Annotated in this window: 24 protein-coding genes and 3 pseudogenes; 12 read left to right on the top strand and 15 right to left on the bottom strand. The window is 62.0% G+C overall.

Annotated elements, in window-relative coordinates:
• A pseudogene (locus F6X37_RS32935) lies at nucleotides 1–166 on the bottom strand (2-methylcitrate synthase); the annotation flags it as partial.
• Between the two features lie 237 nt (nucleotides 167–403).
• Here F6X37_RS32935 and prpR point away from each other — a divergent pair.
• Together prpR and F6X37_RS32945 are read left to right on the top strand one after the other, a co-directional pair.
• A complete protein-coding gene (gene prpR, locus F6X37_RS32940) occupies nucleotides 404–2,362 on the top strand; it encodes a propionate catabolism operon regulatory protein PrpR (protein WP_187614178.1) in 1,959 nt (652 codons plus the stop codon).
• 54 nt (nucleotides 2,363–2,416) lie between these two features.
• On the top strand, nucleotides 2,417–2,755 hold the full coding sequence (locus F6X37_RS32945) for a hypothetical protein (RefSeq protein ID WP_187614179.1): 339 nt from the start codon (nucleotides 2,417–2,419) through the stop codon (nucleotides 2,753–2,755).
• A 52-nt stretch (nucleotides 2,756–2,807) separates the two neighbouring features.
• Here F6X37_RS32945 and F6X37_RS32950 read toward each other — a convergent pair whose 3' ends face one another.
• From F6X37_RS32950 to F6X37_RS37340, 4 genes are all read right to left on the bottom strand, one after another.
• On the bottom strand, nucleotides 2,808–3,083 hold the full coding sequence (locus tag F6X37_RS32950) for a hypothetical protein (protein ID WP_187614180.1): 276 nt from the start codon (nucleotides 3,081–3,083) through the stop codon (nucleotides 2,808–2,810).
• A complete protein-coding gene (locus F6X37_RS32955; RefSeq protein WP_187614181.1) occupies nucleotides 3,083–3,355 on the bottom strand; it encodes a hypothetical protein in 273 nt (90 codons plus the stop codon). Before F6X37_RS32955 ends, F6X37_RS32950 begins: the two co-directional genes overlap by 1 nt.
• Nucleotides 3,356–3,439: 84 nt before the next feature.
• Nucleotides 3,440–3,790: a hypothetical protein gene (locus tag F6X37_RS32960; RefSeq protein WP_221307645.1), complete on the bottom strand. Its 351-nt coding sequence runs from the start codon at nucleotides 3,788–3,790 to the stop codon at nucleotides 3,440–3,442.
• A 12-nt stretch (nucleotides 3,791–3,802) separates the two neighbouring features.
• The gene (locus tag F6X37_RS37340; protein ID WP_262420117.1) at nucleotides 3,803–4,633 is read right to left on the bottom strand and encodes a hypothetical protein; all 831 of its coding nucleotides are present in this window, start codon (nucleotides 4,631–4,633) and stop codon (nucleotides 3,803–3,805) included.
• A 177-nt stretch (nucleotides 4,634–4,810) separates the two neighbouring features.
• On the opposite strand from F6X37_RS37340, the gene F6X37_RS32970 reads away from it, so the two are divergent.
• Nucleotides 4,811–5,893, top strand: a complete 1,083-nt coding sequence (locus F6X37_RS32970) for a tartrate dehydrogenase (protein ID WP_184040474.1) — start codon at nucleotides 4,811–4,813, stop codon at nucleotides 5,891–5,893.
• A gap of 96 nt (nucleotides 5,894–5,989) precedes the next feature.
• On the opposite strand, the gene F6X37_RS32975 is transcribed toward F6X37_RS32970, so the two are convergent.
• A complete protein-coding gene (locus F6X37_RS32975) occupies nucleotides 5,990–7,612 on the bottom strand; it encodes a hypothetical protein (protein WP_187614182.1) in 1,623 nt (540 codons plus the stop codon).
• The gene (locus F6X37_RS32980) at nucleotides 7,609–8,544 is read right to left on the bottom strand and encodes a glycosyltransferase family 2 protein (RefSeq protein ID WP_184060446.1); all 936 of its coding nucleotides are present in this window, start codon (nucleotides 8,542–8,544) and stop codon (nucleotides 7,609–7,611) included. Before F6X37_RS32980 ends, F6X37_RS32975 begins: the two co-directional genes overlap by 4 nt.
• Before the next feature lie 367 nt (nucleotides 8,545–8,911).
• Between F6X37_RS32980 and F6X37_RS32985 the strand changes: the two genes are divergently transcribed.
• The 5 genes from F6X37_RS32985 (at nucleotide 8,912) to F6X37_RS33005 (ending at nucleotide 13,644) form a co-directional block, all read left to right on the top strand.
• Nucleotides 8,912–9,607 (top strand): class I SAM-dependent methyltransferase, encoded by a 696-nt coding sequence (locus tag F6X37_RS32985; protein ID WP_187614183.1) that lies wholly within the window; start codon nucleotides 8,912–8,914, stop codon nucleotides 9,605–9,607.
• Between the two features lie 13 nt (nucleotides 9,608–9,620).
• The gene (locus F6X37_RS32990; RefSeq protein ID WP_187614184.1) at nucleotides 9,621–10,028 is read left to right on the top strand and encodes a GtrA family protein; all 408 of its coding nucleotides are present in this window, start codon (nucleotides 9,621–9,623) and stop codon (nucleotides 10,026–10,028) included.
• Between the two features lie 168 nt (nucleotides 10,029–10,196).
• Nucleotides 10,197–11,183, top strand: a complete 987-nt coding sequence (locus tag F6X37_RS32995; RefSeq protein ID WP_184064914.1) for a M14 family metallopeptidase — start codon at nucleotides 10,197–10,199, stop codon at nucleotides 11,181–11,183.
• 384 nt (nucleotides 11,184–11,567) lie between these two features.
• Nucleotides 11,568–12,926 (top strand): MFS transporter, encoded by a 1,359-nt coding sequence (locus F6X37_RS33000; RefSeq protein ID WP_187614185.1) that lies wholly within the window; start codon nucleotides 11,568–11,570, stop codon nucleotides 12,924–12,926.
• Nucleotides 12,927–13,311: 385 nt separating this feature from the next.
• Complete coding sequence (locus tag F6X37_RS33005; RefSeq protein WP_187614186.1) at nucleotides 13,312–13,644, top strand: hypothetical protein; 333 nt, start codon at nucleotides 13,312–13,314, stop codon at nucleotides 13,642–13,644.
• Nucleotides 13,645–13,668: 24 nt separating this feature from the next.
• Here the strand turns inward: F6X37_RS33005 and F6X37_RS33010 are convergent.
• Nucleotides 13,669–13,802 (bottom strand): annotated as a pseudogene (locus F6X37_RS33010) (glycosyl hydrolase 53 family protein); the annotation flags it as partial.
• Nucleotides 13,803–13,808: 6 nt separating this feature from the next.
• Between F6X37_RS33010 and F6X37_RS33015 the strand changes: the two are divergent.
• Nucleotides 13,809–14,111 (top strand): substrate-binding domain-containing protein, encoded by a 303-nt coding sequence (locus F6X37_RS33015; RefSeq protein WP_316252018.1) that lies wholly within the window; start codon nucleotides 13,809–13,811, stop codon nucleotides 14,109–14,111.
• A gap of 4 nt (nucleotides 14,112–14,115) precedes the next feature.
• On the opposite strand, the gene F6X37_RS33020 is transcribed toward F6X37_RS33015, so the two are convergent.
• The 3 genes from F6X37_RS33020 to F6X37_RS33030 are packed head-to-tail and all read right to left on the bottom strand — an operon-like array spanning nucleotide 14,116 to nucleotide 17,688.
• Nucleotides 14,116–15,117 (bottom strand): 4-hydroxythreonine-4-phosphate dehydrogenase PdxA, encoded by a 1,002-nt coding sequence (locus F6X37_RS33020; protein ID WP_187614187.1) that lies wholly within the window; start codon nucleotides 15,115–15,117, stop codon nucleotides 14,116–14,118.
• Nucleotides 15,118–15,140: 23 nt separating this feature from the next.
• Nucleotides 15,141–16,316 carry an L-rhamnonate dehydratase gene (locus F6X37_RS33025; RefSeq protein WP_187614188.1) on the bottom strand — a complete coding sequence of 392 codons (1,176 nt, stop codon included), beginning with the start codon at nucleotides 16,314–16,316 and terminating at the stop codon, nucleotides 15,141–15,143.
• A gap of 31 nt (nucleotides 16,317–16,347) precedes the next feature.
• On the bottom strand, nucleotides 16,348–17,688 hold the full coding sequence (locus F6X37_RS33030) for an MFS transporter (RefSeq protein ID WP_187614189.1): 1,341 nt from the start codon (nucleotides 17,686–17,688) through the stop codon (nucleotides 16,348–16,350).
• A gap of 137 nt (nucleotides 17,689–17,825) precedes the next feature.
• Here F6X37_RS33030 and F6X37_RS33035 point away from each other — a divergent pair, with 137 nt between their 5' ends.
• The gene (locus F6X37_RS33035; protein WP_187614190.1) at nucleotides 17,826–18,761 is read left to right on the top strand and encodes a LysR family transcriptional regulator; all 936 of its coding nucleotides are present in this window, start codon (nucleotides 17,826–17,828) and stop codon (nucleotides 18,759–18,761) included.
• Here F6X37_RS33035 and F6X37_RS33040 read toward each other — a convergent pair.
• Nucleotides 18,736–20,073 carry an MFS transporter gene (locus F6X37_RS33040; RefSeq protein ID WP_187614191.1) on the bottom strand — a complete coding sequence of 446 codons (1,338 nt, stop codon included), beginning with the start codon at nucleotides 20,071–20,073 and terminating at the stop codon, nucleotides 18,736–18,738. The two genes, F6X37_RS33035 and F6X37_RS33040, sit on opposite strands and share 26 nt — an antisense overlap.
• A 309-nt stretch (nucleotides 20,074–20,382) precedes the next feature.
• On the opposite strand from F6X37_RS33040, the gene F6X37_RS33045 reads away from it, so the two are divergent.
• Nucleotides 20,383–20,709, top strand: coding sequence for a hypothetical protein (locus tag F6X37_RS33045; RefSeq protein WP_187614192.1), 327 nt, complete (start codon nucleotides 20,383–20,385; stop codon nucleotides 20,707–20,709).
• Between the two features lie 80 nt (nucleotides 20,710–20,789).
• Nucleotides 20,790–20,969 (top strand): annotated as a pseudogene (locus F6X37_RS33050) (LysR family transcriptional regulator); the annotation flags it as partial.
• 20 nt (nucleotides 20,970–20,989) lie between these two features.
• Here the strand turns inward: F6X37_RS33050 and F6X37_RS33055 are convergent.
• The 3 genes from F6X37_RS33055 to F6X37_RS33065 are packed head-to-tail and all read right to left on the bottom strand — an operon-like array spanning nucleotide 20,990 to nucleotide 22,524.
• Nucleotides 20,990–21,400 (bottom strand): hypothetical protein, encoded by a 411-nt coding sequence (locus tag F6X37_RS33055; RefSeq protein WP_187614193.1) that lies wholly within the window; start codon nucleotides 21,398–21,400, stop codon nucleotides 20,990–20,992.
• The gene (locus F6X37_RS33060) at nucleotides 21,393–22,085 is read right to left on the bottom strand and encodes a M35 family metallo-endopeptidase (RefSeq protein WP_187614194.1); all 693 of its coding nucleotides are present in this window, start codon (nucleotides 22,083–22,085) and stop codon (nucleotides 21,393–21,395) included. The genes F6X37_RS33055 and F6X37_RS33060 overlap by 8 nt, the downstream gene beginning before the upstream one ends.
• The gene (locus F6X37_RS33065; protein ID WP_090809190.1) at nucleotides 22,078–22,524 is read right to left on the bottom strand and encodes a hypothetical protein; all 447 of its coding nucleotides are present in this window, start codon (nucleotides 22,522–22,524) and stop codon (nucleotides 22,078–22,080) included. The genes F6X37_RS33060 and F6X37_RS33065 overlap by 8 nt, the downstream gene beginning before the upstream one ends.
• Nucleotides 22,525–22,808 lie beyond the last annotated feature (284 nt).

Genomic DNA, 22,808 nt, shown 5'->3' on the forward strand with positions numbered 1-22,808 from the left:
ACGCCTCGGCGATGTCGAGAATGTCATAGCCGCGATAGTGCAGATCGTTGCCGGTCTTGCCGACCGTGCACAGCGCGGTGTTGCCCGCGGTCACGCCCGACAGCGCGACGGATTTTTTCGGTTTGAAAGCGCCTGCGTTCGGCGTGCTGTTGTCTGCTTCGCTCATCGATTGTCTCCAGAAAGGGTTGGAATTTGGCCATTGCTTCGACTGGGCTGCCTTGTACGCAAGGAACGGGCCAGCCCGTTCACCACCAGCTAAGTGCCTGATTTGGCGGGAGTCCGGCGAAGCAATGACGCGACCCCGTCCGACGCTCGATTTCATTAATGAAACTCCGGATTTCAAATCGGCAATGAATGCTCGCATAATGGAGGTCCCGAACCATCCCGTTGCGAGCCGTCCGCCTTGAGCACGCCTCTTTATGAACCGCCGCAGCGTCCGCGCGTCTGGGCGCTCAGCATTAGCCGCCTGCGCGATCTGTTCTTCGACATCGCCGGCGAATACGTGGAACGCGCGGATGTTCGCATCGTGTCGCACGCCTTCGAAGACGCGGTGCGCGAAATCGAGGCCGCGGGCGCCGCGCGGCCCGACGTCGTGCTCGCGGGCGGCTCGAACGGCGCGTATCTGAAGACGCGCGTGTCGGTGCCGGTCGTGCGGATCAGTCCGACCGGCTACGACGTCATGCATGCGCTCGCCCGCGCGCGTCGGGAAGGCGCGCGCGTCGCGCTCGTCACGCACGGCGACACGCCCGACGAAGTGCGGCGGTTCGCCGCCGCGTACGCGCTCGATGTCACGTTCGCGTCGTACCAGTCAGCGCAGGACGCGGAGAGCGTCGTGCTCGATCTCAGCGATCGTGGCATCGACGTCGTGGTCGGCCCAGGCATGGTCACCGACCTCGCCGCGAACGCCGGCATGGGCGCGGTGTTTCTGTACTCGCGCGCGTCGGTGCGGGCCGGTTTCGACACCGCGCTCGAAGTCGCGCAGGCGACGCGCCGCGAAACCGTGCGACGCCAGCGGCTCGACACGCTGCTGCAGCACCTGCGCGACGGCGTGGTCGCGCTCGATGCGCAAGGCCGCGTCGAACTGATGAACCAGCGGCTCGCGGGCGTGCTCGGTATCGATGCGGCAAAGGCCGTCGGCCGCGCGCTGCTCGAACTCGCGCCCGACCTCGCGGGCAGTCTGCCGGACGCGGAGGGCGACAGCTTCTGCACGGTGCGCGGCGCCAGCTATGTCGTGCATCGCGGGCCGCTCGCAAGCAGCGGCGCGGCGCCGGGCACCGTGCTGACGTTTCAGGAATCGCGCGCGGTCGAACGGCTCGATCGGACGCTGCGCGCGCGTCAACGCGTGCAGCAGTTCACCGCGCGCTACCGGCTCGACGATATCGTCGGCGCGTCGGAATCGATCGAACGGGTGCGCGCGCTCGTCGTGCGTTATGCGAGGTCGGACGCGACCGTGCTGATTCTCGGCGAAAGCGGCACCGGCAAGGAAATGGTCGCGCAGAGCATGCATCAACTGAGCGCGCGACGCGACTTCGCGTTCGTCGCGATCAATTGCGGCGCGTTTCCGGAGGCGCTGCTCGAAAGCGAACTGTTCGGCTACGAGGAAGGCGCGTTCACCGGCGCGCGCAAGGGCGGCAAGGCGGGGCTGATCGAGGTCGCGCATCGCGGCACGCTGTTTCTCGACGAGATCGGCGAGATGCCGTTGCCGTTGCAGAGCCGCCTGTTGCGCGTGTTGCAGGAGCGCGAGGTGGTGCGGCTCGGATCGACGGAGCCGATGCGCGTCGATATCCGCATCGTCGCGGCGACGCATCGCGCGCTGACCGACGCCGTCACAGAGGGCAGTTTCCGTACCGATCTGTACTACCGGCTCAACATCCTCAGCATCGCGCTACCGCCGCTGCGCGAGCGGCCGAACGACCTGCTGCCGCTCGCCGCCGAACTGTTGCGCCAGGCGGCCGCGCGCGAGCCGAGGCTGGCGGCGCGCGTGCCCGACGCGCAGACCGCCGCTCGCATGCTGGAGGGTTTGGGCGCGGCGTTGCGGCGCTATGCGTGGCCGGGCAATGTGCGCGAGTTGCAGAACGTGATCGAGCGGATCGCGGTTGAACTCGCCGATGGCGATGCGGACACGGATGCGAGTGCGGCGCTCGTCACGCGCGACATGCTGCGCGCGATCGCGCCGGAAGTCGTCGAGCCCATCGCGCGCGCGAAGCCGGCGGCGCTGACGCTGCGCGAGCGCAGCCGTCATGTCGAGGCCGATGAAATCCGCGCGGTGCTCGCGGTTCACGACGGTGATCGCGATGCGGCTTGCGCCGCGTTGGGCATCAGCAAGACGACGCTGTGGCGCAAGTTGAATGCGGGGCGGTAGAGATGGTTACGGTTTCCCGGCGCGCGCAGGCGGTTGTCATAGAGCGACCTTAGCATGTCCACGTCGGCCGGTTGTTGCGCGCGCTCCGCGCTGGTCGGCTTCGTCTCGGGCGTGCCGGTCATTCACGACCCGGACACGCCCGGTTGCCGCAGCGAGACCAACGCAGCCGGAGCAGTCGTGGCGGCGGTACTCGCAAGGATGGGCGGGCAGCGGGCAGACGTGATCGTCTATCGCGACAGCACTGGGCAGTTCGACGGGCTGCTGGTGGACGACGACGACAGCTTTGCCGGCTTTCTCCCACTCGGCGGCGCACGTTCGCTAGCGGAAGCGCTCGCGCGACTTCCTGAAGCGCTCGCGGCCCTGCGCGCGCCGGACGCGCAACAGTCGGTTTGATAACTCCCGAATGCCCGTTGCACGCACAGCGCATAAGTGCGCGGGCGGCGGGCTACGTCTGTGAAGGCTTGTCGATCGGCTCTTGCGTAACTGACATGTACTGCTTGATGTCAGGCTGACCGAGCGCAATCACGTTGAGTATTGCGACGCCGAGCCTCCGCGCAAATTCGTCGTCGAGTTTGAAATCGTACTCATCGAGAAGGATCGGCATTTCGATTTTCCCGGCCAGCAACGGGGCAAGCCTGGCTGGGTCAACGGTTTGCACCGTGAGCCGTTGACGGTCCTCTGTATAGGTTAGAACCACGGAATACGGCGGATGAGTAGCCATCAATATCCTCTGCACTGTTGATAGTTCTGGAATGCCTGCGTTTTGCATAGCACGATGCCGCGTGTACCGCCCATTGGGCCAGCCAGTGCGTTGCACAGGTTTAGGTCCCGTTCGTACTGCGCGAAGCATTCGGTCTCGTGAAAATCGCTCACTCCGCGCGCCGCAATGTCCTGCACATCGTCACTCACGGCATCTGGCTGATAGTTGAACGCCTGAGCATTGCCGAGGTTCTGCGGCGCGCGCGGGCTGTTGCCATAGAGCGAACTTAACACTGGGTACAGTGTCTTTTAGCATCACGGCCACTGCTTCCCGAAAGGCGCCGATTCCCGTAGTCGGAGATTCACGAGTCGAATCGCCTACTCAGCGTCGATGTCGAGCGTCTCAAATTCCACAGCTAGCTCCGCGCCGGCCGTTGCGAGGACTAGCGCTACTTGAGACCCCGGCGTCTTCGAAAACCGCTCGCTTTTAGAGAGCATGGCGCGGGCGAGATCGTAATTCGTGTCCCCCGGCGTGAGGATCTTCATCTCAAAGACGATGTTATTGGACACGCTGAAATGTTCAACGGTGCAGCGACTGGTTCCGCTAAAAGTTGCCGTTGCTCGCTTCCCTTCATCCTCCAACATGACAATAAGTTTATGCTTATCCCGAACCACGAGAGCGTTGATATACCAGTCGTGGAAGTAACCAAATTCCTTGAGTTTGTCCATCAAACAAATCCTTTACCAAGGTAGCAGCGAAAATGCATTTCCCTTATCTCTAACGCCATTTTCCCAATTATGGGAGTGTGGAACGCCAAACCCGTGATCGTGACCGAAATCAATATCGACGGCCGCGTTACCGTCTCCGTCATATAAGCGCCATTGTTTCTTGCCCGATGTGTTTTCGACCCATTGGTTAGGTGACCCTCCTTCTGAGGGAAGCCATGCCGTTTGCATTTCACCGCCCGTGGGAATGTCCTCGCTGTACTCGAACGGCTGAGCTTCGCCTAACGAACCAACACGGGGAGAATACGACGGCGTACCGGCATTCTGCGGCACCCGGGGGCTGTTGCCATAGAGCGAACTTAGCATGTCCGCGTCGGCCGGTTGTTGCGCGCGCGCGGACGCTGTCCGGGACGCCTTTTCCCGCTGCTCCCGTATCGCCTGCACGCACTTGCGCATCTCGTCCCGCTCAGGGACGAAGATCAGGCTACCGTCCTTCACTTCGTTGTAGAGGGCTTTGGCAACCTCATCGTCTTTCATCCTGTACATATGAAAGCGGTTGTCACTCCGGCCGAGCATATCGCGTAACTCGTATGACTGGTGCGACAGCAGCACGGATGGGCTATGTTGCAGCCACGCCGCGCGCGCTTCCTCCATGCCCTGCACAATGTCATCGTGTGCTTCGCGGGCTGTGCTCGCCGGCAATGCAAAATGGAACCACCGATCGACGTCAAACAACCAGCGAGACCTGATGTGAAGGTTGAACGATCTGTAAAGGCTGACCGAGAAGAAATGTCCGTGCCGCCTTTCACGGACCTCATGGTAAGAACCCAGGGAAAGTGAAGTCATCGTGCCTCACAGTCAATAAAGGAGGCCCGATTGTGCATCAAGGTACCATCCCCAAAAACCCCGAGTTAAGCCTTGCAGGAGGGGTACGCCGCGCCTGGCACGGCATGAACGAATACACCACGAATAAAATAACCGCCACCACATCCCCAATCCAATTCTTCAAAGGAGAAGCCCATCATGTCGAACAAATACCGGATTGCCGTCATCCCCGGCGATGGCATCGGCGTCGAGGTAATGCCCGAAGCGCTGCGCGTACTCGAAGTCGCGACGCAACGCTTCGGCATCGAGCTCGAATATCGGCACATCGAATGGGCAAGCTGCGACTACTACGCGAAGCACGGCAAGATGATGCCGGACGACTGGAAAGCGCAACTGCAATCGGCCGATGCGATCCTGTTCGGCGCGGTCGGCTGGCCCGACACCGTGCCCGATCACATCTCGCTGTGGGGGTCGCTGCTGAAGTTTCGCCGCGAGTTCGACCAGTATGTGAATCTGCGGCCCGCACGGCTCTTTGCGGGCGTTCCCTCGCCGCTCGCGGGACGCAAGGCCGGCGACATCGACTTCTGGATCGTGCGCGAGAACACCGAGGGCGAGTATTCGTCGGTGGGCGGCGTGATGTTCGAAGGCACCGAGCGCGAGTTCGTGCTGCAGGAGTCGGTGTTTACGCGGCATGGCAGCGAGCGCGTGCTGAAGTTCGCGTTCGATCTCGCGCAGCGCCGCGCGCGCAAGAAAATCACCGTCGCAACGAAGAGCAACGGCATCGCGATCAGCATGCCGTGGTGGGACAAATGCGCGGCCGGCATCGCCGCGCAGTATCCGGACGTCACGTGGGACAAGCAGCACATCGACATCCTGTGCGCGCGTTTCGTCCTGAACCCGGACCGTTTCGACGTGGTCGTGGCGACCAATCTGTTCGGCGACATCCTGTCCGATCTCGGCCCCGCGTGCACGGGTACGATCGGCCTCGCGCCGTCGGGCAACCTGAATCCGGACCGCAAGTTTCCGTCGCTGTTCGAGCCGGTGCACGGCTCGGCACCCGATATCGCCGGCAAGCACATCGCCAATCCGATCGCGATGATCTGGTCGGCCGCGATGATGCTCGACTTCCTCGGTCATTCGAGCGGCAAGGAGCGCGAAGCGCACGATGCGATCCTGAAGGCGATCGAGGCGACGCTGATCGAGGGTCCGCACACCGGCGACCTCGGCGGCAAGGCAAGCACGAGCGAAGTCGGCGAGGCGATCGCGGCAAAACTCGCCTGATATGAACGACGCGCCAGGCCCATCAAAGCGCGCTGCGAATGCCTGGCCGCCGATCGTTCGACATGAAGGGATGACGGCGCAACGCCGGATGCGCCGTTATCGACAGTTGCGCCGCTCGTAGAGCGACCATTCGCCCTCGTGCATCACCAGGGCGACATCGCATTCGCCATTGGCGAAGAAATCTTTCGGCAACGGCCCCTCCTTGCGAACGAAGAAATAGCGGTACAGACGGCCATTGTCCTTATTCCATTCGAAACCCGCCGGATCGTGTTCGAGCGTCAGCGGGGCCATAGGCATCATGCCCGGCCTGAAGCGCGCGATCTGCGGCACGTAAGTCGCGAAGTTCGGATCGACGAAACCGTGTTTCTCCGCCTGATACCACAGCGACTGGTGCTCGTACGCGGCCGGGCTCCTGTACGCGGGACTCGCGCGATCGAATATCAGACTTAGCGCGCGTTGATCCGGTTCGGTCCGCGACAGCAGCTCATCCAGCGGCGCGTTCTCGACGGCGAAACGATGCAGACGAACCGTCTGGTCCGCAAAGAAGATCCAGCATCCGGCGATGATCAACGCTTGTACGGCGACGCCGGGCAGCGCACCCCGGTTCGAACCGGACGACGCACGGCGAGCGCCGTTCGCCGGCGTTTGCGGCGCGCAGAACATCAACGCATACGCGGGCAACAGAAATAGCGCGAAACGGTGATACAGGTACGCCGTCTTCAGCGCCGTGCCGGGCACGACGAACCACACGAACGCCACGGCGAGCATCGGCACGATGACCGAGCGATCGGGATTGATCCTGTTGCGCCACAGCCACGGCGCGGCGAACATCAGCGCGACGAGCGGCAAATACACGGCCGCGCTTTTGTTCATGCCCCACACGTAGACGGGCAGCGAGAGCACCCGCTGCAAGTCGAAGCCCCATTTGAATACGTCTACGCCGGGCACCGTCTGCCCGAGCAGCGGATCGGTCGCGCGGCTCCACACCATATACGCGATGCACAGCACACCGAGCGGCACGAACGGCGCGAGCGCGAGGATCTTGCGGACGAACGTCTTCTGTTTGAACAGCACGAAGCCGACGCCTACCGCCATCGCAAGCAGAAACACGAGCCCGTGACAGAAGAACAGCGCCGTGCCCGCAACCAACATCCATACCCCCTTCCTGACGGAAGTCGCCTTCGCATAGTCGTGCGAGAGCCACATGAACAGAATGCCCAACGGGGTCGCGACCAGAAACGTATAGAAGCCCCACATGAAGGCGAAGCCGAAAAATCCCGGCACGAACAGCCAGTCGAGCCGTGGATCGCCGCCCAGATACCTGCGAAAGCCCACGCATGACGCCACGAACGCGAAATACGCGAGCATCAGCACGCAATTGAGCGCGGCGCCGATCGGCATCAGATACGTGAGCGGCAGCGCGAGGCCGTAGCCGACGAGATACGGCGTCAGCAGATTGAGCTGCACGAGGTTTTGCCACGGCGACGTATGCTCGAGCAGATCGCGCAGCAACATCACCTGTCCCGCATGTTGCGGCAAGTCCACCAAGGGCGGACGCGGCGCGATCCAGAACAACGCTCCGCCATACAGCACGGTGACGATGAAAAGCACGCGCGGAAGAATGGTGGCGAGCCGGCCGGAGCGCGAAAACAGCGCGTCTGCGGACACCGCGTCGACGCCCGGGGTCGCCGGCGCCGAACGATCGACGGGAGAATTCATAACGTTTGCTCAATGATGAAACGAGGACGCTGCTTGGTTTCGGCGTACGTCTTCGAGATGTAGCCGCCGATCACACCGAGGAAGAGCAACTGGATACCGCCGAGAAAGTACATTGGGATTACCGTCGAAGCCCAGCCGGGCACCGTGAGGTTGGTGAAGATGCGCGCATAGGCGGCCCATGCGCCGAAGCACAGCGAGCCGATCGCCAGCAATGCGCCGATGCGCGTACTCCATTGCAAGGGAACGGCGGAGAACGACGTGATGCCGTCCAGCGCGAGGACGATCATTTTGCTGAGCGGGTATTTGCTCTCGCCCGCAAAGCGCGCGGCGCGCTCGTATTCGACGATCGCAGTCTTGAACCCGAGCAGCGGAATGATGCCGCGCAGGAAAAGATTGACCTCCTGAAACTGACGCAACGCTTCCACTGTCTTGCGGCTCATCAGGCGAAAATCCGCGTGGCCCGGCAGGATATCGACGCCGAACGTCCGGAGCAACTTGTAGTAGTTGCGAGCGGTGAAGCGCTTGAAGAATGTGTCCGTCGTACGTTTGTGACGCACGCCGAAGACGATTTCCGCACCCGACTGATATTCCGCGAGCATGCGTGGAATGGCTTCGATATCGTCCTGAAGATCCGCGTCGAGGCTCACGAGTACATCGCCTTGAGCCGTCATCAGACCGGCGAGCAGCGCATTCTGATGACCGCGATTGCGCGAGAGTTTGATGCCGCCGCAGCGGGCATTCTGCGCGTGCAGCACTTCGATGATCGACCAGGTACGGTCGCGGGAACCATCGTCAATGAAAGTGATGCGGCTTTCGTTGCTCACCTCGCCGGCCTCGATCAATCGCTCCAGAAGTGCGAGCAGCCGCTTGCTTGTCTCGGTGATAACCTCTTCTTCGTTGTAGCACGGTACGACGAGATTCATCGTCGTCATAGGCAACTCCCCATTCTGAAGCTGGCTCGACCCAGAGTCAGGCACAGAGTCCGGCGTTTAACCTAGTTGGACATTAGTACGCATCGCCGACCACAGGCAAGCATACGGACCTCTTTGTCCGAAATGTACTAAGGCATCGGAAAAAACGTCGAATTAGAGCCGCAACGGAATTACCACATCGGAATACGAACAACCACTTTTTACTGGCACTGATCTGCATCAGCATGCCGATACGCGCAAGGCCATGCGATTGTTCGCGTGGTCCCGTATGATTGGGTCGTGGCGACAATGGAGAATGCATGAACCGTCACGCCAGATCGCTTTCCAATTGCCTTTGGAACGGATGTTCACGGAAAGGATGAATAGCATGGACAAGGCCGAGTTCGACAGCTTTGCTGACGAGTATCTTTCGCTGCACGCCCGTAACATCGCGGCATCGGGAGAAGGTCCGGAGTTTTTCGCCGAGTACAAGATCCGCGACATCGCCGAGGAGATGACGCGACGCGCTGCGCTGCCCGCGCGCATGCTCGATTTCGGATCGGGCGTGGGCACGTCGATTCCATGGGTGAAGCGCTATTTGCCGGACGCACAGCTCACGTGCGCGGATGTATCGGAGCGTTCACTGGAAGTCGCGCAAAGCCGCTTTCCCGATTCGTCGCGCTTCGTCCACTTCGACGGTCACACGCTGCCTTTCGAGCAGGGCGAATTCAATCTCGCCTATGCGATGTGCGTGTTCCATCATATCGATCACGCCGAGCATGTTCATTTGTTGGGCGAACTGAAGCGCGTCGTGGGTCCGCGGGGCACGGTCGTCATCTTCGAGCATAATCCGCTGAACCCGCTGACCGTCAGGGCGGTCAACACCTGCGAGTTCGATGTGAACGCCAAACTGATCACCGCGCGCAACATGAAGCGGGCGTGCCTCGATGCGGGCTTTTCCGACGTTGTCGTGCGCTTCCGGATTTTCTTTCCTCACATGCTGGCCAAACTGCGTCCATTCGAAAAATATCTGAGCCATGTTCCGCTCGGCGCCCAATACGCCGTCTACGCGAGCGCCGCATGAAGGCGGCCATTCGATGAACAGTCTACGCACGACAGCATCGCGTACCGAACCACTTCGCCAGTTCATCAAGTATCTTCTGGTTGGCGGCCTCAATACGGTGATCTCGGCCGCCATCATCTTTATCGTGCAAGCGGCGGGCGCGATTCCTGTAGTTGCCAACATAGTCGGCTACGCGATGGGTGTGGGACTGAGCTTCGCGCTCAACAGCAGGTTCACGTTCAGGACGGAGGCCACGCGGCACACCGCCATCCGCTTTCTGATCGTCGTGCTGATCTCGTACCTGGCCAATCTCGCGACGATGGTTTCGGTGTTGCATCTCACGCGCGCGCCCTATCTCGCGCAACTGTGCGGCATTCCCGTCTACGTGATCGTGGGCTTTCTCGGCAACCGGTATTGGGCGATGCGCGGGCGCGCACGCTGAAGATGCGCCTCGTATCCGCACGTCATTGATATCCGTTCACGATTTTGTCGACGTGGCGGGATACGGTAAGCACATGTCTGAAGAACATTTACTATCTTTTGCGGAAGGCGCCAGGAATAACAACGTCTTACGAAAAGATTATCAATGCCATTCACCGAGGACGCCGCCATGAGCCGAGAAGCCTATCCGATCGAAGTCGAATTCCCCGATATCGCGCCGCACGAGCCATCGTCGTCGGGCGTTGCATACGTCCACACGTTCGATTCGGGCGTGCCCGGCCCGCACGTGATGATCAACGCGCTCACGCACGGCAACGAAGTGTGCGGCGCGATCGTCGTCGACGAACTGCTGCGTCGCGCGTTGCGGCCGCGACGCGGACAGCTCACGCTGTCGTTCGCGAACGTCGCCGCGTACCGGCGCTTCGATCCGGCGAATCCGGACGCCGCGCGCTTCGTCGATCAGGACTTCAACCGCGTGTGGACGGCGGCGGTGCTAGACGACACGTCGCGCAGGTCGAGCGAACTGCAGCGCGCGCGTGCGATGCGCCCGGTGATCGATACGGTCGACGCGCTGCTCGACCTGCATTCGATGCACGAGCGGTGCAAGCCGCTGATCGTCGCGGGACCGCTGCAAAAAGGCATCGACCTCGCGGTGCGGCTCGGTACGCCCGCCACGGTGATCTGCGACGAAGGGCATCCCGAAGGCCGCCGCATGCGCGACTACGAAGGGTTCGGCGATGCCGCGAGCCCGAAGAACGCGCTGCTGATCGAATGCGGCCAGCATTGGGAGCGCCGTGCGGTGGCCGTCGCGCGCGATACGACCGCGCGCTTCCTGCTGCTGGCCGGCGTGATCGACGAAGCGGATCTGCCGCCTGGATGGCTCGCGCCATTACCGCCCGAGCAGAACATCGTGCGCGTGACACAGCCGGTCGTCGCGACCAGCATGGACTTCAGCTTCGCCGCGGCGTACACCGGCCTCGAGGTTTTCGCCGAGGCGGGCGCCGTGATCGGCTGGTCGAACGGCGAAGAGGTGCGCACCCCCTACGACAACTGCATGCTCGTGATGCCGTCGCTGCGGCAGTTACGCCCCGGTGTGACGGTGGTCCGGCTGGGGCGAATCGAGCGGACGGTGGCCAATCCCGGGGTGACGGCCTGACGGGCAGATGTCTCGACGCCGTTCGCCGGTTGCTTTGGCGCGTTGAGCTTGGCGCGCCTCGTCCTTTCTGCGGCCCTATTGCAGCGCGCCGCCTCCCACGCGTCGGCGGGCACGTCCGCCACTGCGAAGCTCGGGTATTCCCCCGTTGACCGCATCGATTTCATTCCTTACAGTGGCGCGCGTTCGCATAGAGAATCACAGTTCTTTATTCGAACAAATTCCCTCGCCCGGCGCGATTCCGTCAAACCGATCCGTCCGGGATGATTCATTGCCGATGAACGGCCAGTTGGCCCGCCGCAGGCATCGTACGCCGTTGCCAGACGGCGTACAGTCTTAGAGAAGAATAGCTCGTCGTGTCGGGCCTTTCGCTGCCAGGAGACCATCATGAACCGCAGCCCCGCTGTGAACGTTCAAACCTTCATCAACGAGCATCCGTTTTCGCCGTTCCAATGGCTGATCTTTTTCATGTGCTTCATCATCGTCCTGCTGGACGGTTTTGACACTGCTGCGATCGGCTTCATCGCGCCTTCACTGATCACCGAATGGGGTATCGACAAGCCCGCGCTCGCGCCGGTGCTGAGCGCCGCGCTGTTCGGCCTCGCGTGCGGCGCGCTCGGCTCGGGTCCGTTGTCCGACCGCCTCGGGCGTCGCTCGATGCTGGTCGGCTCGGTGCTGCTGTTCGGCGTCGCCTGCCTCGCGTCGGCGTTCTCGACCGGCATCGACCAACTGACCGTGCTGCGCTTCGTCACCGGCGTCGGCCTCGGCGCCGCGATGCCGAACGCGGTCACGATGATGGGCGAGTACTGCCCGGACAACCGCCGCGCCACCATGATCAACCTGATGTTCTGTGGCTTCCCGCTCGGCGCCGCGTTCGGCGGCTTCCTCGCCGCGTGGATGATTCCGCATCTGGGCTGGCGCAGCGTGCTGATCCTCGGCGGCGTCACGCCGCTGCTGCTGTTGCTGCTGTTGCTCGCGAAGATGCCGGAGTCGGTCCGCTACATGGTCGCGAATAACAAGCCGGCCGAGCGGATTCGCGCCGCTCTCGCGCGCATTTCCGGCGACGCGGTGCAGGCGGCCGGTTTCACGATGACCGAAACCGCGCCGCAAACCGGCGGCAAGGGTCTCGGCGTCGTGCTGTCGCGCTCGTACATCGTCGGTTCGGTGATGCTGTGGGTCGCGTACTTCATGGGCCTCGTGATCTTCTACGCATCGATCAACTGGATGCCGATCCTGCTGAAGGACGCCGGCCTCACGCCGCAACGCGCGACGCTGATCTCCGCGCTGTTCCCGCTCGGCGGCGTCGGCGCGGTACTGGCCGGCGTGCTGATGGACCGCTTCAACGCGAACCGCGTCATTGCGGTGTGCTATGCACTGACCGCCGTCAGCGTGTACTTCATCGGTCAGGCGGCCGGCAACGTCGGCGCGCTCGTGCTGATCGTGTTCATCGCCGGCGTGCTGATGAACACCGCGCAATCGTCGATGCCGGCGCTCGCCGCCGCGTTCTACCCGACCGTGGGCCGCGGCACGGGCGTCGCGTGGATGCTTGGCGTCGGCCGCTTCGGCGGCATTGCGGGCTCGTTCCTCGTAGCCGAGCTGGCGCGCCGCCACTTCTCGTTCGGCGGCATCTTCGCGACGATCGCGGTGGCGGGTCTGCTATCGTGCGTCGCGCTGCTGATCAAGCAGGCGGCACGGCCGCAGGCGGCGGAAGCGGGTGCGTCGAAGACGGAGTCGTTCGGCCATTGAGCCTGCAATGAAATGTGCGCGCCAGCGGACCGGTGACGGTTCGATCGAGTGGTGACCCAGAAGCCGCCCTGCGAATCGCAGGGCGGCTTTTTGTTTCGCTGAACGCCTGGAATCTCTCGCTTACCTGAACGCGAGCAGTTGCTCGACACACAGCAGCACGGCAATCAGAACCGTCGCCGCGCCTGAAACCTGGCTAAAGGATCGGCCGCTGCCGCTGTGACGCATCGACGTCACGCCCGTTCGCCTGCGGCATTGTGATCCACGGCGGCGAAAAGCGCCCCGGCCTACTTCCCGATACACTACGCAACAATTTTTCCGCGCGCGGCCAGGCGCGGCGATCACCGCCGCTGCCGCGCCGCCGCCGTCTCATGTCAGGACTCCGGTAATGAAACGCGTAGTCGTATCCGCGCTCGTCGCGCTGTGCATCGCGCAGCCGGCCGCTCAGGCCGTCGCGCAGACCGTCAGCGATCAATGTTTCGCGCTCGGCGATATCGCCGGCCAGGTCGCGTCGTGGCGCGCACACAAAAAGACCAAAGCTCAGGCGCTCGAGCAGGCCGCCCGCTACTACAAAGACCCGTCCGACCGCGCGGCCGTCGACGCGATCATCGAAAAGATCTACAGCCCCGACGCGCCACACATGACGCCCGATCAGGCGAGCATGGCGATCACGTCGGAGTGTGTGAACCAGCACAAGGGGCAGGCATCGCCGGCACAGTGATGCCGGCGTGTCACCCGCGATGCGCTAGCGCCGCCGGAACGCATCCAGCGACGACAGTGCGTTGCCGTGGAAATCGAACAGCGTGTTGTTGTCCCACTGGTCGCCGGCGCCGACTTTCCACCCGACGTTCGGCGTCGGAATATCCACTCGGGCTCCCACCGACGGTGCCGCGCCGCGGGCAGGCGGCGCGCTGCCGTATCGCGATCGGCGCGATCCAGGCGTTGATCACGCTCGGCCGCTCGGTGCCCGACGACGTGTCGGTGATCGGCATCACCGACATTCAGCTCGCGCATCAGGTGCATCCGGCGCTGACCACGGTCGCGATTCAAACCGCGGCCGTCGCGGAGTTGTCGATCAAGAGCCTGATCCGTTTGATCCAGACGCCGGAGCGGCAGCCGTCGATGGTGCTCGGGCCACCGCCCGAGCTCGTGGTGCGCGCCTCGACCGGGCCGCGCAGGAAACGCTGACGCGTTAGTTCACGCGCTCGGTCGCCATCCGCGTGACGATGTCGAACGCCTTCTGCGTCGCGCCGACGTCGGCCTTGCCCTGGCCGTGGATGTCGAACGCGGTGCCGTGCGCGGGCGTCGCGATCGGAATCGGCAAGCCGCCGTGCACGGTTACGCCGCGCCAGAAACCCATCAGCTTCATCGCGATCTGGCCTTGATCGTGGTACATCGTGACGACGCCGTCGAAGGCCTTCTGGTCGCGCGCGCGCACGAAGATCGTGTCGGCGGGAAACGGTCCCTGCGCGTCGTAGCCGAGCTTGCGCGCGGCCTCGACGGCCGGCGCGATCACGTCGATCTCCTCGCGGCCGAACGCGCCGTTGTCGCCGTTGTGCGGATTGAAACCGCATACCGCGATACGCGGCTGCGGATGGCCGGCTCGCTTCAGGCCTTCGTGAATCAGCCGCACCGCGCCGACGATGCGCTCCTCCGACAACTTCGCGCTGACGTCCTTCAACGCCATATGCGAGGTCACGCGCGAAGTCCATAGCTCGTCGAGCACGTTGAACTCGCAGAAGCTGCCCGTGTAGCCGAGCTGCTTCGCGAACCACTCCATCTCGTCGCCGGTTTCCATGCCGGCCAGATGCAGCGAGGTCTTGTTGACCGGCGCGAACAGCATGCCTTGGGTGACGTTGCTTTGCGTCAGCGCGAGCGCGTGCCTGAACGCGGCGAGACTATAGCGGCCGCCGTGTTCGGTCGCCACCGCACGCTCGAAAGCTTGATCGCCGGGCAGACGGAAATCGATCAGCGACGGCACGCCCTCGCGTTGAAACGCGGCATGCGCATCTTCGACCACGTCGTAATCGAAGCGCTGCTGCGCGATCTTCATGCCGGTTTCGAGCTCGCGCCGGTCGCCGATGATCAGCAGCTCCGCGCGCGCGCGGTTCGCCCGCTGCGCGAACAGGCGCGCGATCAGCTCGGGACCGATACCGGCGGGGTCGCCAAGAAGGACTGCGATGCGTGGCTTCATATGCTTTCCTCGGATCGGTCCATTCATTCGACGATGTTGAAGTCGGCAAGATACTTGTCGCTCAACTTGATGCCAAGACCCGGCACGTCGTCCGACAGTTGCAGATAGCCATTTTCCGGCTGCGGCTCGCCTTCGAAGATGTAGTAGAACAATTCGTTGCCAACTTCGACATCGAACACCGGGAAGAACTCCGACATCGGGCTCGCGGTGCTCGACATCGTCAGATGATAGTTGTGCATCTGTCCCGCATGCGGAATCACCGGCACCGACCACGCTTCGGCCATCGCGTTGATCTTGCGCGCCGCCGTGATCCCGCCCACGCGATTCGTGTCGTACTGGATCACGTCGATCGCGCGGCGTTCGAGCAGATCCTTGAAGCCATAGCCCGTGAACTCATGCTCGCCGCCCGACACCGGCATCAGGTTCATCTTCTTCAACTCCTGATAGCCTTCGACGTCGTCGCCGATCACCGGCTCCTCGATCCAGCGTGGATTGAATTCGGCGAGGCGCGGCAGCATTCTGCGCGCGTATTCGAGCGTCCAGCCCATATAGCATTCGAGCATGATGTCGACTTCGTCGCCGACCAGTTCACGCAACAGACGCACCTGTTCGATGTTCTTCGCCATGCCTTTCGGGCCGTCTTTCGGACCGTAGCCGAAGCGCATCTTCATCGCGGTGAAGCCGCTGTCCAGATAGCTTTCCGCTTCGCCGAGGAAAGCGTCGCGATCATCGTTGTTGTAAAGCTTCGATGCATAGCACCAGATCTTTTCTTTCGTGCGCCCGCCGAGCAGCTTGAACACCGGCTTTTTCACGGCCTTGCCCATGATGTCCCACAGCGCGATATCGATCGCGGAGATCGCCGCCATGCCGATGCCTTTGCGGCCCCACGCGAGCGTGCGGCGATACATCTTCTGCCAGATGTATTCGTTGTCGAACGGGTCTTCGCCGATCGCGATCGGCGCGAGGTATTCGTCGATGATCTGCTTCGCGATGCGCGGCGCGAGCGCGCAATTGCCGATGCCCACGGTGCCGTCGTCGCATTCGACTTCGACGACGAGCCAGCCGTGAAAGCGGAACGACCCCATCGCATCGCCACGCTCGTACAGAATATCGACCGCGTTCGTGCAGAAATGCGCTTGCGGCGGCACGACTTTGCCTTTCCACTCGAAAACACGCGTTCGGATATGCTTGATTTTCATGTTCGACGATTTCCTTCAGAGAATCAGAGAGTCAGTGGCCCGGGCGTTCGCCGAGCGGGCCGCTGCGATGAGAGACGGAATGGGAGGCGGCAGGGGCGAAGCGGAACGTCAGCAGCAGCAATGCGCCGATCAGTCCGACCACCGCGAGCGAGAACATACCCGCCTGCGAAGAGCCGATCGCGCGCTCGGCCAGCCCCTTCAGATTCGGCGCGACGAAGCCGCCCAGATTGCCGATCGAATTGATCAACGCGATGCCGCCCGCGGCCGCGGCGCCGCCCAGGTAACCGGTGGGCAGCGTCCAGAACAATGGCTGCACGCAGACGAAACCGATGGCGGCGAAACAGAAGGCGGCAATCGCAAGCGTGACCGACGACGTCATCGCCGACGCGGCAATGCCGAACGCCGCGAGCGCGAGCATCGCCGCGGCCCAGATACGGTGATGACCGTGGCGGTCGGCGTAACGCGTCACCCAGAACGTGCCGATGATCGCGGCGATCCACGGAATCGCTGTCAGCATTCCGACCTCGACGCCGACATGGCCGCCGCTTGCGAGCCCGGCGATGCGGGTTGGCAGATAGAACACGACGCCATACACGCTCATCTGCACCGCGAAGTAGATCAGGCCGCAGAACAGTACGCGCGAATCGCGCAGCGCCGCGAGCACCGAAGCCGGACCATGCGCTAGCTTCTGGCGGTCTTCCTGGCGCAACGCGTGATCGAGCGCGTCACGCTCTTCGGCATCGAGCCAGTGCGCCTGCACGGGCCGGTCGGTCAGATAGAAGTAAGCGACGACACCCACCACCGACGCCGCCAGCCCCTCGATGACGAACAGCCATTGCCACGGATGCATGCCGAACGGATTGCCCGCATCGAGCAGCAGACCCGAGATCGGGCTGCCGAGCAGGAGCGCGAGCGGGAAGCCGAAATAGAACATGCCCATCGTCTGCGAGCGCGTTTTGGCGGGAAACCAGTTCGACAGGAACAGGATGATGCCGGGAAAGAAACCGGCTTCGGCGATGCCGAGCAGCGTGCGCAGCACATAGAAGCTCGTGGCGCTGTCGACGAAGGCGGTGCACGCGGACACGATGCCCCACGTGACCATGATGCGGCTCATCCAGATGCGCGCGCCGAAGCGGTACATCAGCAGGTTGCTCGGTACTTCGAACACCGCATAGCCGACGAAGAAAATGCCGGCGCCGAACGCGAACGCCGCATCGCTCAAGCCCGTGTCGGCCTGCAGCACGTTCTTCGCGAAGCCGACGTTCGCGCGGTCGATGAACGCCAGTACGTACATCAGGATCAGAAAAGGCAGCAGCCTCGTGCGCGCTTTGGTAATCGCGCTGTCGAGCGCGGGGCTCGCGGTCATCGTCATGCGTCGTCTCCGGTTTTGTCTTGTCAACGCGAACGGCGTTGCGATTGGCCGTCCTGCGATAACCGCTAGTGTGCGAAACTATCCGATAACTGACCACTGAATAATTCGAATCGGCCGATTCGCTAAAGTTATCGCTCATGATCCCGCCCGCCTCCACCATTCGCAAACGCTTGCGCCTGCGTCATCTGCAACTGATGGTCGCGCTGTCGGAAACGGAGTCGCTGCGGCGTGCCGCCGACGATCTCGCGATGACCCAGCCCGCCGCGACCAAGGCCTTGCAGGAACTCGAAGACACGCTCGGCGTATCGCTGTTCGTGCGCCATGCGCGCGGCATGGAGCCGACTATCTTCGGCGAGGCCGTGATGCGCTATGCGCGCGTCGTGTTCCAGGATCTCGACGAGCTGCGCGAGGAGTTGGCCGGCATCGAGGCCGGCGACATCGGCAAGGTGCGCATCGGCGCGGTGATGGCGCCGTCGCCCGAATTGCTGACGCACACGATCGTCAAACTGAAGGAAGCGCACCCGCGCCTGCAGATGGCGGTCACGATCGACACCAGCGACGTGCTCGTGCAGTCGCTGCAACAGGATCAGCTCGATATCGTGATTGGCCGGATTCCCGATGGTTTTCCGGCGCTCGATCTGAGCTTCGAGACGTTGGCGGAAGAGGCGCTGTCGATCGTCGTGCGGCCCGATCATCCGGCCGTGAAAACAGGCAAACAAACGGGCACGCGGCCGAAGCTCGCGGACCTCGCGCGTTATCCGTGGATCATCCAGCCGCATCCGAGCCCGATGCGCCAGGTCATCGATCAAACGTTTCGCGAGTCGCGCGTTGCGCCGCCGGTGAGCACGGTCGAGACGTCGTCGATTCTGACCACGCTGTCGTTGCTGCGCGACTCGGACATGCTCGCCGTGCTGCCGAGTTCGGTCGCGCAGTACTACGTCGCGCTCGATGCGATCGCCGCGATCGCGACGCCGCTACGCGGCCGGCTCGCACCGTATGGGCTGATTCTGCGCAGAAACCGGCGCATCACGCCGGCGATGCAACTGGTCATCGATTCGATTCGCGCGGCGTGAGGTTTTCTGCGAAGCGCAATTCGCCGCCCGCATTGATGTCCGCGAGATCCGGGTGAGCGCGAGCCGCGTCGAGCGGAATATCCGGCCGCATGAAGAAGGTCGCGACGATGCCGAGCGCGAGCAGTCCGAGCGAGCCCGCGAACGGCAGCGTCCAGCTACCCGTGCGGTCCACGATCAGGCCGAACACGATCGGCGTGAAAATCCCCGCAACCGCCGAGCCCGCATTCACGAGCCCGCTCGCGACACCGACGTGCCGCGGGCAGATGTCCATCGGCACGGCCCAGATCGGCCCGATCGTCATTTCGAGGAAGAAGAACGACAGGCTCATGCACGCTGCCATGACCGGCAGCGACTTCACGACCATCACCGGCGCGAGGAACACCAAAGCGCCGAGAAACGCGCAGATGATCACGTTGCGGCGCGCCGCGACGACGTTGCGCGTACGCTTCAACACGCGGTCGCTGAGCACGCCGCCCGCGGTATTGCCAACCACGCCGGACAGAAACACACCCGCGGAGAACATCGCCGAGCTTTTCAGATCGAGGCCGCGACCGTGCATGAAGAACGTGGGCAGCCAGGTGAAGAACAGCCAGCCGGTCCAGCCGTAGCAGAAGTAGACGAGCATCGTTGGTGCGATGCGTTTGAGCAGACGCCGCCACGGCGTGGGCTCGCGCGTCGCTTCGACCGCGAATTGACGGACCGGCGGCAATTGCGTTTCCTGCTCCGCGGTCATATGGCGATGCTTGCGCGGGTCGTCGGTGAAATACCATGCGTAGACCACGACCCACACGAACGTCAGCGCGCCGACCGCGAGAAACGACACCCGCCACGACGAATACGCGACCAACAGCGCGATCAGCGGCGGCGTGATCGCATTGCCGAGCCGCGAGAACGAATGCGTGAGGCCTTGCACGAAGCCGCGCCGGTTCGACGGGAACCAGTTGGTCAGCGCCCGCGCCTGCGCGGGCAGCGCCGCGCCTTCGCCGATGCCGAGCAGCAGCCGCGCGCCGAACAGCGACGCGAGCCCGCCCGCGAGACCGGTCGCGACCGTCGCGACGATCCAGATGCTTGCGCAGGTCACGAGCGTGAGCTTCGCGCCGAAGCGGTCGCTGACCCAGCCGCCGATCACCTGGCACAGCGCGTACGTGTATGCGAACGCGGCGAACACGAGGCCGACGTTGGTATTGCTCAGATGCAGATCGTCGCGGATCAGCCCGGCCGCCGCCGACAGGTTGACGCGATCGAGATACAAGATGAACGACATCGCGCACATGAGTGCGAGAACCGCCCGGCTGACCTTGGGTCGCAGCATCGTCTCCTCCGGATTGTCGCGTGAGCCCGCGCCGATGCTCCGACGTTGGCGTCCGCTATGGCCTGTTTTGTGCGCACATTATCAGAACCCGGCTGATAGTTGACCAATGAATTGTTTGGATACAGCGATCACTGGGGGTTATCGCTTTCATCCTTCGCCCATAGCCGAGCGGTGTCGGTCAGGTATAGATTTGGGGCTCCATGCGACCGACCCGCAGTACGGCGCAAAAACTGATCAGCATCATTCGCTCACGCCATCTCGATCAATATGACGTCCGGTAGAACAGACAAAACCTTGAGGACACGATTGGTGACCTTCGCTCCGCTTCTCGCCAGCGTGCACGCAATGGCATCGGGGCAGACGACCGCCACAGCGGATCAGGCAGCGGACCGGGCAGCGAAAGTTACCCAGAGCCACCATCTATCCTCCAACCGCGCCCAATGCCTGATGTTCGACGTATCCGATGAGAAACGCTATTTCATCGTCGGGGTTCATGAGAAACACACCCCCGAATGCGGTGGCGATCCGGCTACCGCGCCGGTGCTGTTCTTCCTGAAGATACGCAAACGAGATGGCTACGTCGTCACCAATCATCGTGACGGGGATCATTTCGCGCCGCTCCCGCCGAAACAATAATCCCGGACCCGCCACCACCACGGCGGGTTCCTCCTCTGTTGCCCCGCACCCCGCACTGGTTGCGCTCGCTCTTACCCAGCATGAACCTCGGGGCTCTACAGTGCTTCGTCATTCTCGCGGAGGTACTCAACTTCAGCCGCGCCGCGAAGCGGCTGCATACCGCGCAGCCCGCGCTGAGCCAGCAGATCCGCTCGCTCGACGAACTGCTCGGCACGCGGCGGCGTCGACCGCACGCGGCGGATCGACTCAATCACAACTTAACGCGCATTGGATGTAAGCGCTATTGACCCGTACAACACTTGTTAGGACAATCGGGCTCAAACGATATTTCAACACGCCGGCCGTTTTCGACATCGTTCTTCGAATAGACGCGCGAACTGGTCTTTACCGTTCCACGCAAGAAGCCAAATTGATCCAGCACCGCTTTACCCGCTATCAGGCGAGCTTGGGCCAATTGGGTTGCGTTCTGTTCGCGTTCCTCAGCATGCCCACCTACTAGCGTTGTTTCCCTGGTTTTGTGATTCGCATATGTAATCTTTTGATCGACTACCCAGTTAGCAAGCCTTAAAACCTCATCAGCGGGGATAACGGCACTATTTGGTGGAAAGTAGATATCGAAATTCTCGCCAGGCATACATGCAAAAACATGTCCCGATATCAGAGCCGAAATGATGACGTAAAGTTTACGCATTGTAGATAACGTATCCGGCGATGCTGTCAGCGTTATCGATTGCCTGTTCGGGATTCGTTCCTCCCCACGAAAGGCACTCGTTCATGAAGTACTTCCAATCTTTGGTTCCCATAGTGTCTTGAAAGTGACTCGCCTCATGAATGAGCGTAGAAACAATTGAATCCTTGTCCCAAGAGAAGTCACGCATTGAACAAAAATCCAAGTGTATGGCGATCGTGTGTGTTTTGGTGTCTGGCGCGCATACTTCAGCGACCACGCCAGATCTTACGGGGTTTGGTACGCATCCCACGTATCTCGACGTATCAGGTTCCCATCGGACGAAATTGTCACCGGTTAACCCTCGCAACACGCGAACAATTGATGTTAAACCATTCGCAAGCCGGTTTCTTGCTGACTCGTCGCAACAGCCAAACCATGCTCGTACGCGGTCCTGATCTGATGCTGACCAGCGTGCCAAATCCTCCAGGCGAGTCTCAACGTAACCAACAGCACGATCCCGGCACTTCAGAACCATGTCGCGAAAAACTTTGTTTGACATTTTCGGGCAAATCTTGTCTGTATTGATTGTTACATGGACCATTGAACCGGGGTTTGTATTCGTAATAGCACCAGTGTGTACCTCGAACCATTCTTCATTTCCGTCGGTCTTGAACCCGTATTTATTCCGATCATCAAAATCATTCATCCCTGATTGCCTCTGCAATATAAAACCTCAAGCTCGATTCAAAAATGGTCGCGATACGCTCGGTTTTCCCTTGCGCACTCGTAGTTCCCGATTTCACCCGCTCACCGTCAAGAACGATCCGGTAACGCACATTAGCGAGCGGTTTGCCGTCGCGATCTTTGAGCGTGTATTGCTCGTCGTGAGTGAAACGCTTCGACGCTGGCTCTAGCGCTGCCTTGCGTCCGCGGCAATCGCACGCCCATGCGTAACCGAGGGCTTCGGCCATATCGTAGCCGTTTGAATACGACCGAAGCCTATCCAGCGGAAACCATTCGCCGGTTTCGACGTTCAGAGCCATGGCTGACGGCATTGGCGGGAAGTTTGAATATATTGAATATGTCACGCGGCAAAGCTGGCATTCTTCCTTGCCCCCGGCGTCTTCCTGTTTCTGTTGCTCCATTTGACCTCTGCTGGTTTTCCAGAACACACCCGACGAATTAACCATCTAAAACGAATCACAGTCAATGACTTTAATCTGAGATAAAACCGTTTTTACAGATATTCACGATCGTTGCGGGTATCTGATTTTCGGGTCCATCTTTCCGGTATCGCCGCTCATCGGGATAGGGGCAGGCCTCACGGCCCGCCCCCTCCCACACCACCCGGCATGCGGGTCCGCACCGGGCGGTTGGAACAGTTGAGGTCCCCACGTGAGTTACCTCACGCAAAGCCTGGCCTCGCTTG

The sequence above is a fragment of the Paraburkholderia sp. 31.1 genome, assembly GCF_014397645.1.
GTDB classification, from domain to species: Bacteria; Pseudomonadota; Gammaproteobacteria; order Burkholderiales; family Burkholderiaceae; genus Paraburkholderia; species Paraburkholderia tuberum.

Excerpts from the sequence above, each read along its gene's own strand:
- F6X37_RS32945 (WP_187614179.1), top strand. The coding sequence starts at position 2,417 with ATGTCCACGTCGGCCGGTTGTTGCGCGCGCTCCGCGCTGGTCGGCTTC.
- F6X37_RS32950 (WP_187614180.1), bottom strand. The coding sequence starts at position 3,083 with ATGGCTACTCATCCGCCGTATTCCGTGGTTCTAACCTATACAGAGGAC.
- F6X37_RS32960 (WP_221307645.1), bottom strand. The coding sequence starts at position 3,790 with ATGGACAAACTCAAGGAATTTGGTTACTTCCACGACTGGTATATCAAC.
- F6X37_RS37340 (WP_262420117.1), bottom strand. The coding sequence starts at position 4,633 with ATGACTTCACTTTCCCTGGGTTCTTACCATGAGGTCCGTGAAAGGCGG.
- F6X37_RS32970 (WP_184040474.1), top strand. The coding sequence starts at position 4,811 with ATGTCGAACAAATACCGGATTGCCGTCATCCCCGGCGATGGCATCGGC.
- F6X37_RS32975 (WP_187614182.1), bottom strand. The coding sequence starts at position 7,612 with ATGAATTCTCCCGTCGATCGTTCGGCGCCGGCGACCCCGGGCGTCGAC.
- F6X37_RS32980 (WP_184060446.1), bottom strand. The coding sequence starts at position 8,544 with ATGACGACGATGAATCTCGTCGTACCGTGCTACAACGAAGAAGAGGTT.
- F6X37_RS32985 (WP_187614183.1), top strand. The coding sequence starts at position 8,912 with ATGGACAAGGCCGAGTTCGACAGCTTTGCTGACGAGTATCTTTCGCTG.
- F6X37_RS32990 (WP_187614184.1), top strand. The coding sequence starts at position 9,621 with ATGAACAGTCTACGCACGACAGCATCGCGTACCGAACCACTTCGCCAG.
- F6X37_RS32995 (WP_184064914.1), top strand. The coding sequence starts at position 10,197 with ATGAGCCGAGAAGCCTATCCGATCGAAGTCGAATTCCCCGATATCGCG.
- F6X37_RS33000 (WP_187614185.1), top strand. The coding sequence starts at position 11,568 with ATGAACCGCAGCCCCGCTGTGAACGTTCAAACCTTCATCAACGAGCAT.
- F6X37_RS33005 (WP_187614186.1), top strand. The coding sequence starts at position 13,312 with ATGAAACGCGTAGTCGTATCCGCGCTCGTCGCGCTGTGCATCGCGCAG.
- F6X37_RS33020 (WP_187614187.1), bottom strand. The coding sequence starts at position 15,117 with ATGAAGCCACGCATCGCAGTCCTTCTTGGCGACCCCGCCGGTATCGGT.
- F6X37_RS33025 (WP_187614188.1), bottom strand. The coding sequence starts at position 16,316 with ATGAAAATCAAGCATATCCGAACGCGTGTTTTCGAGTGGAAAGGCAAA.
- F6X37_RS33030 (WP_187614189.1), bottom strand. The coding sequence starts at position 17,688 with ATGACGATGACCGCGAGCCCCGCGCTCGACAGCGCGATTACCAAAGCG.
- F6X37_RS33035 (WP_187614190.1), top strand. The coding sequence starts at position 17,826 with ATGATCCCGCCCGCCTCCACCATTCGCAAACGCTTGCGCCTGCGTCAT.
- F6X37_RS33040 (WP_187614191.1), bottom strand. The coding sequence starts at position 20,073 with ATGCTGCGACCCAAGGTCAGCCGGGCGGTTCTCGCACTCATGTGCGCG.
- F6X37_RS33055 (WP_187614193.1), bottom strand. The coding sequence starts at position 21,400 with ATGCGTAAACTTTACGTCATCATTTCGGCTCTGATATCGGGACATGTT.
- F6X37_RS33060 (WP_187614194.1), bottom strand. The coding sequence starts at position 22,085 with ATGAATGATTTTGATGATCGGAATAAATACGGGTTCAAGACCGACGGA.
- F6X37_RS33065 (WP_090809190.1), bottom strand. The coding sequence starts at position 22,524 with ATGGAGCAACAGAAACAGGAAGACGCCGGGGGCAAGGAAGAATGCCAG.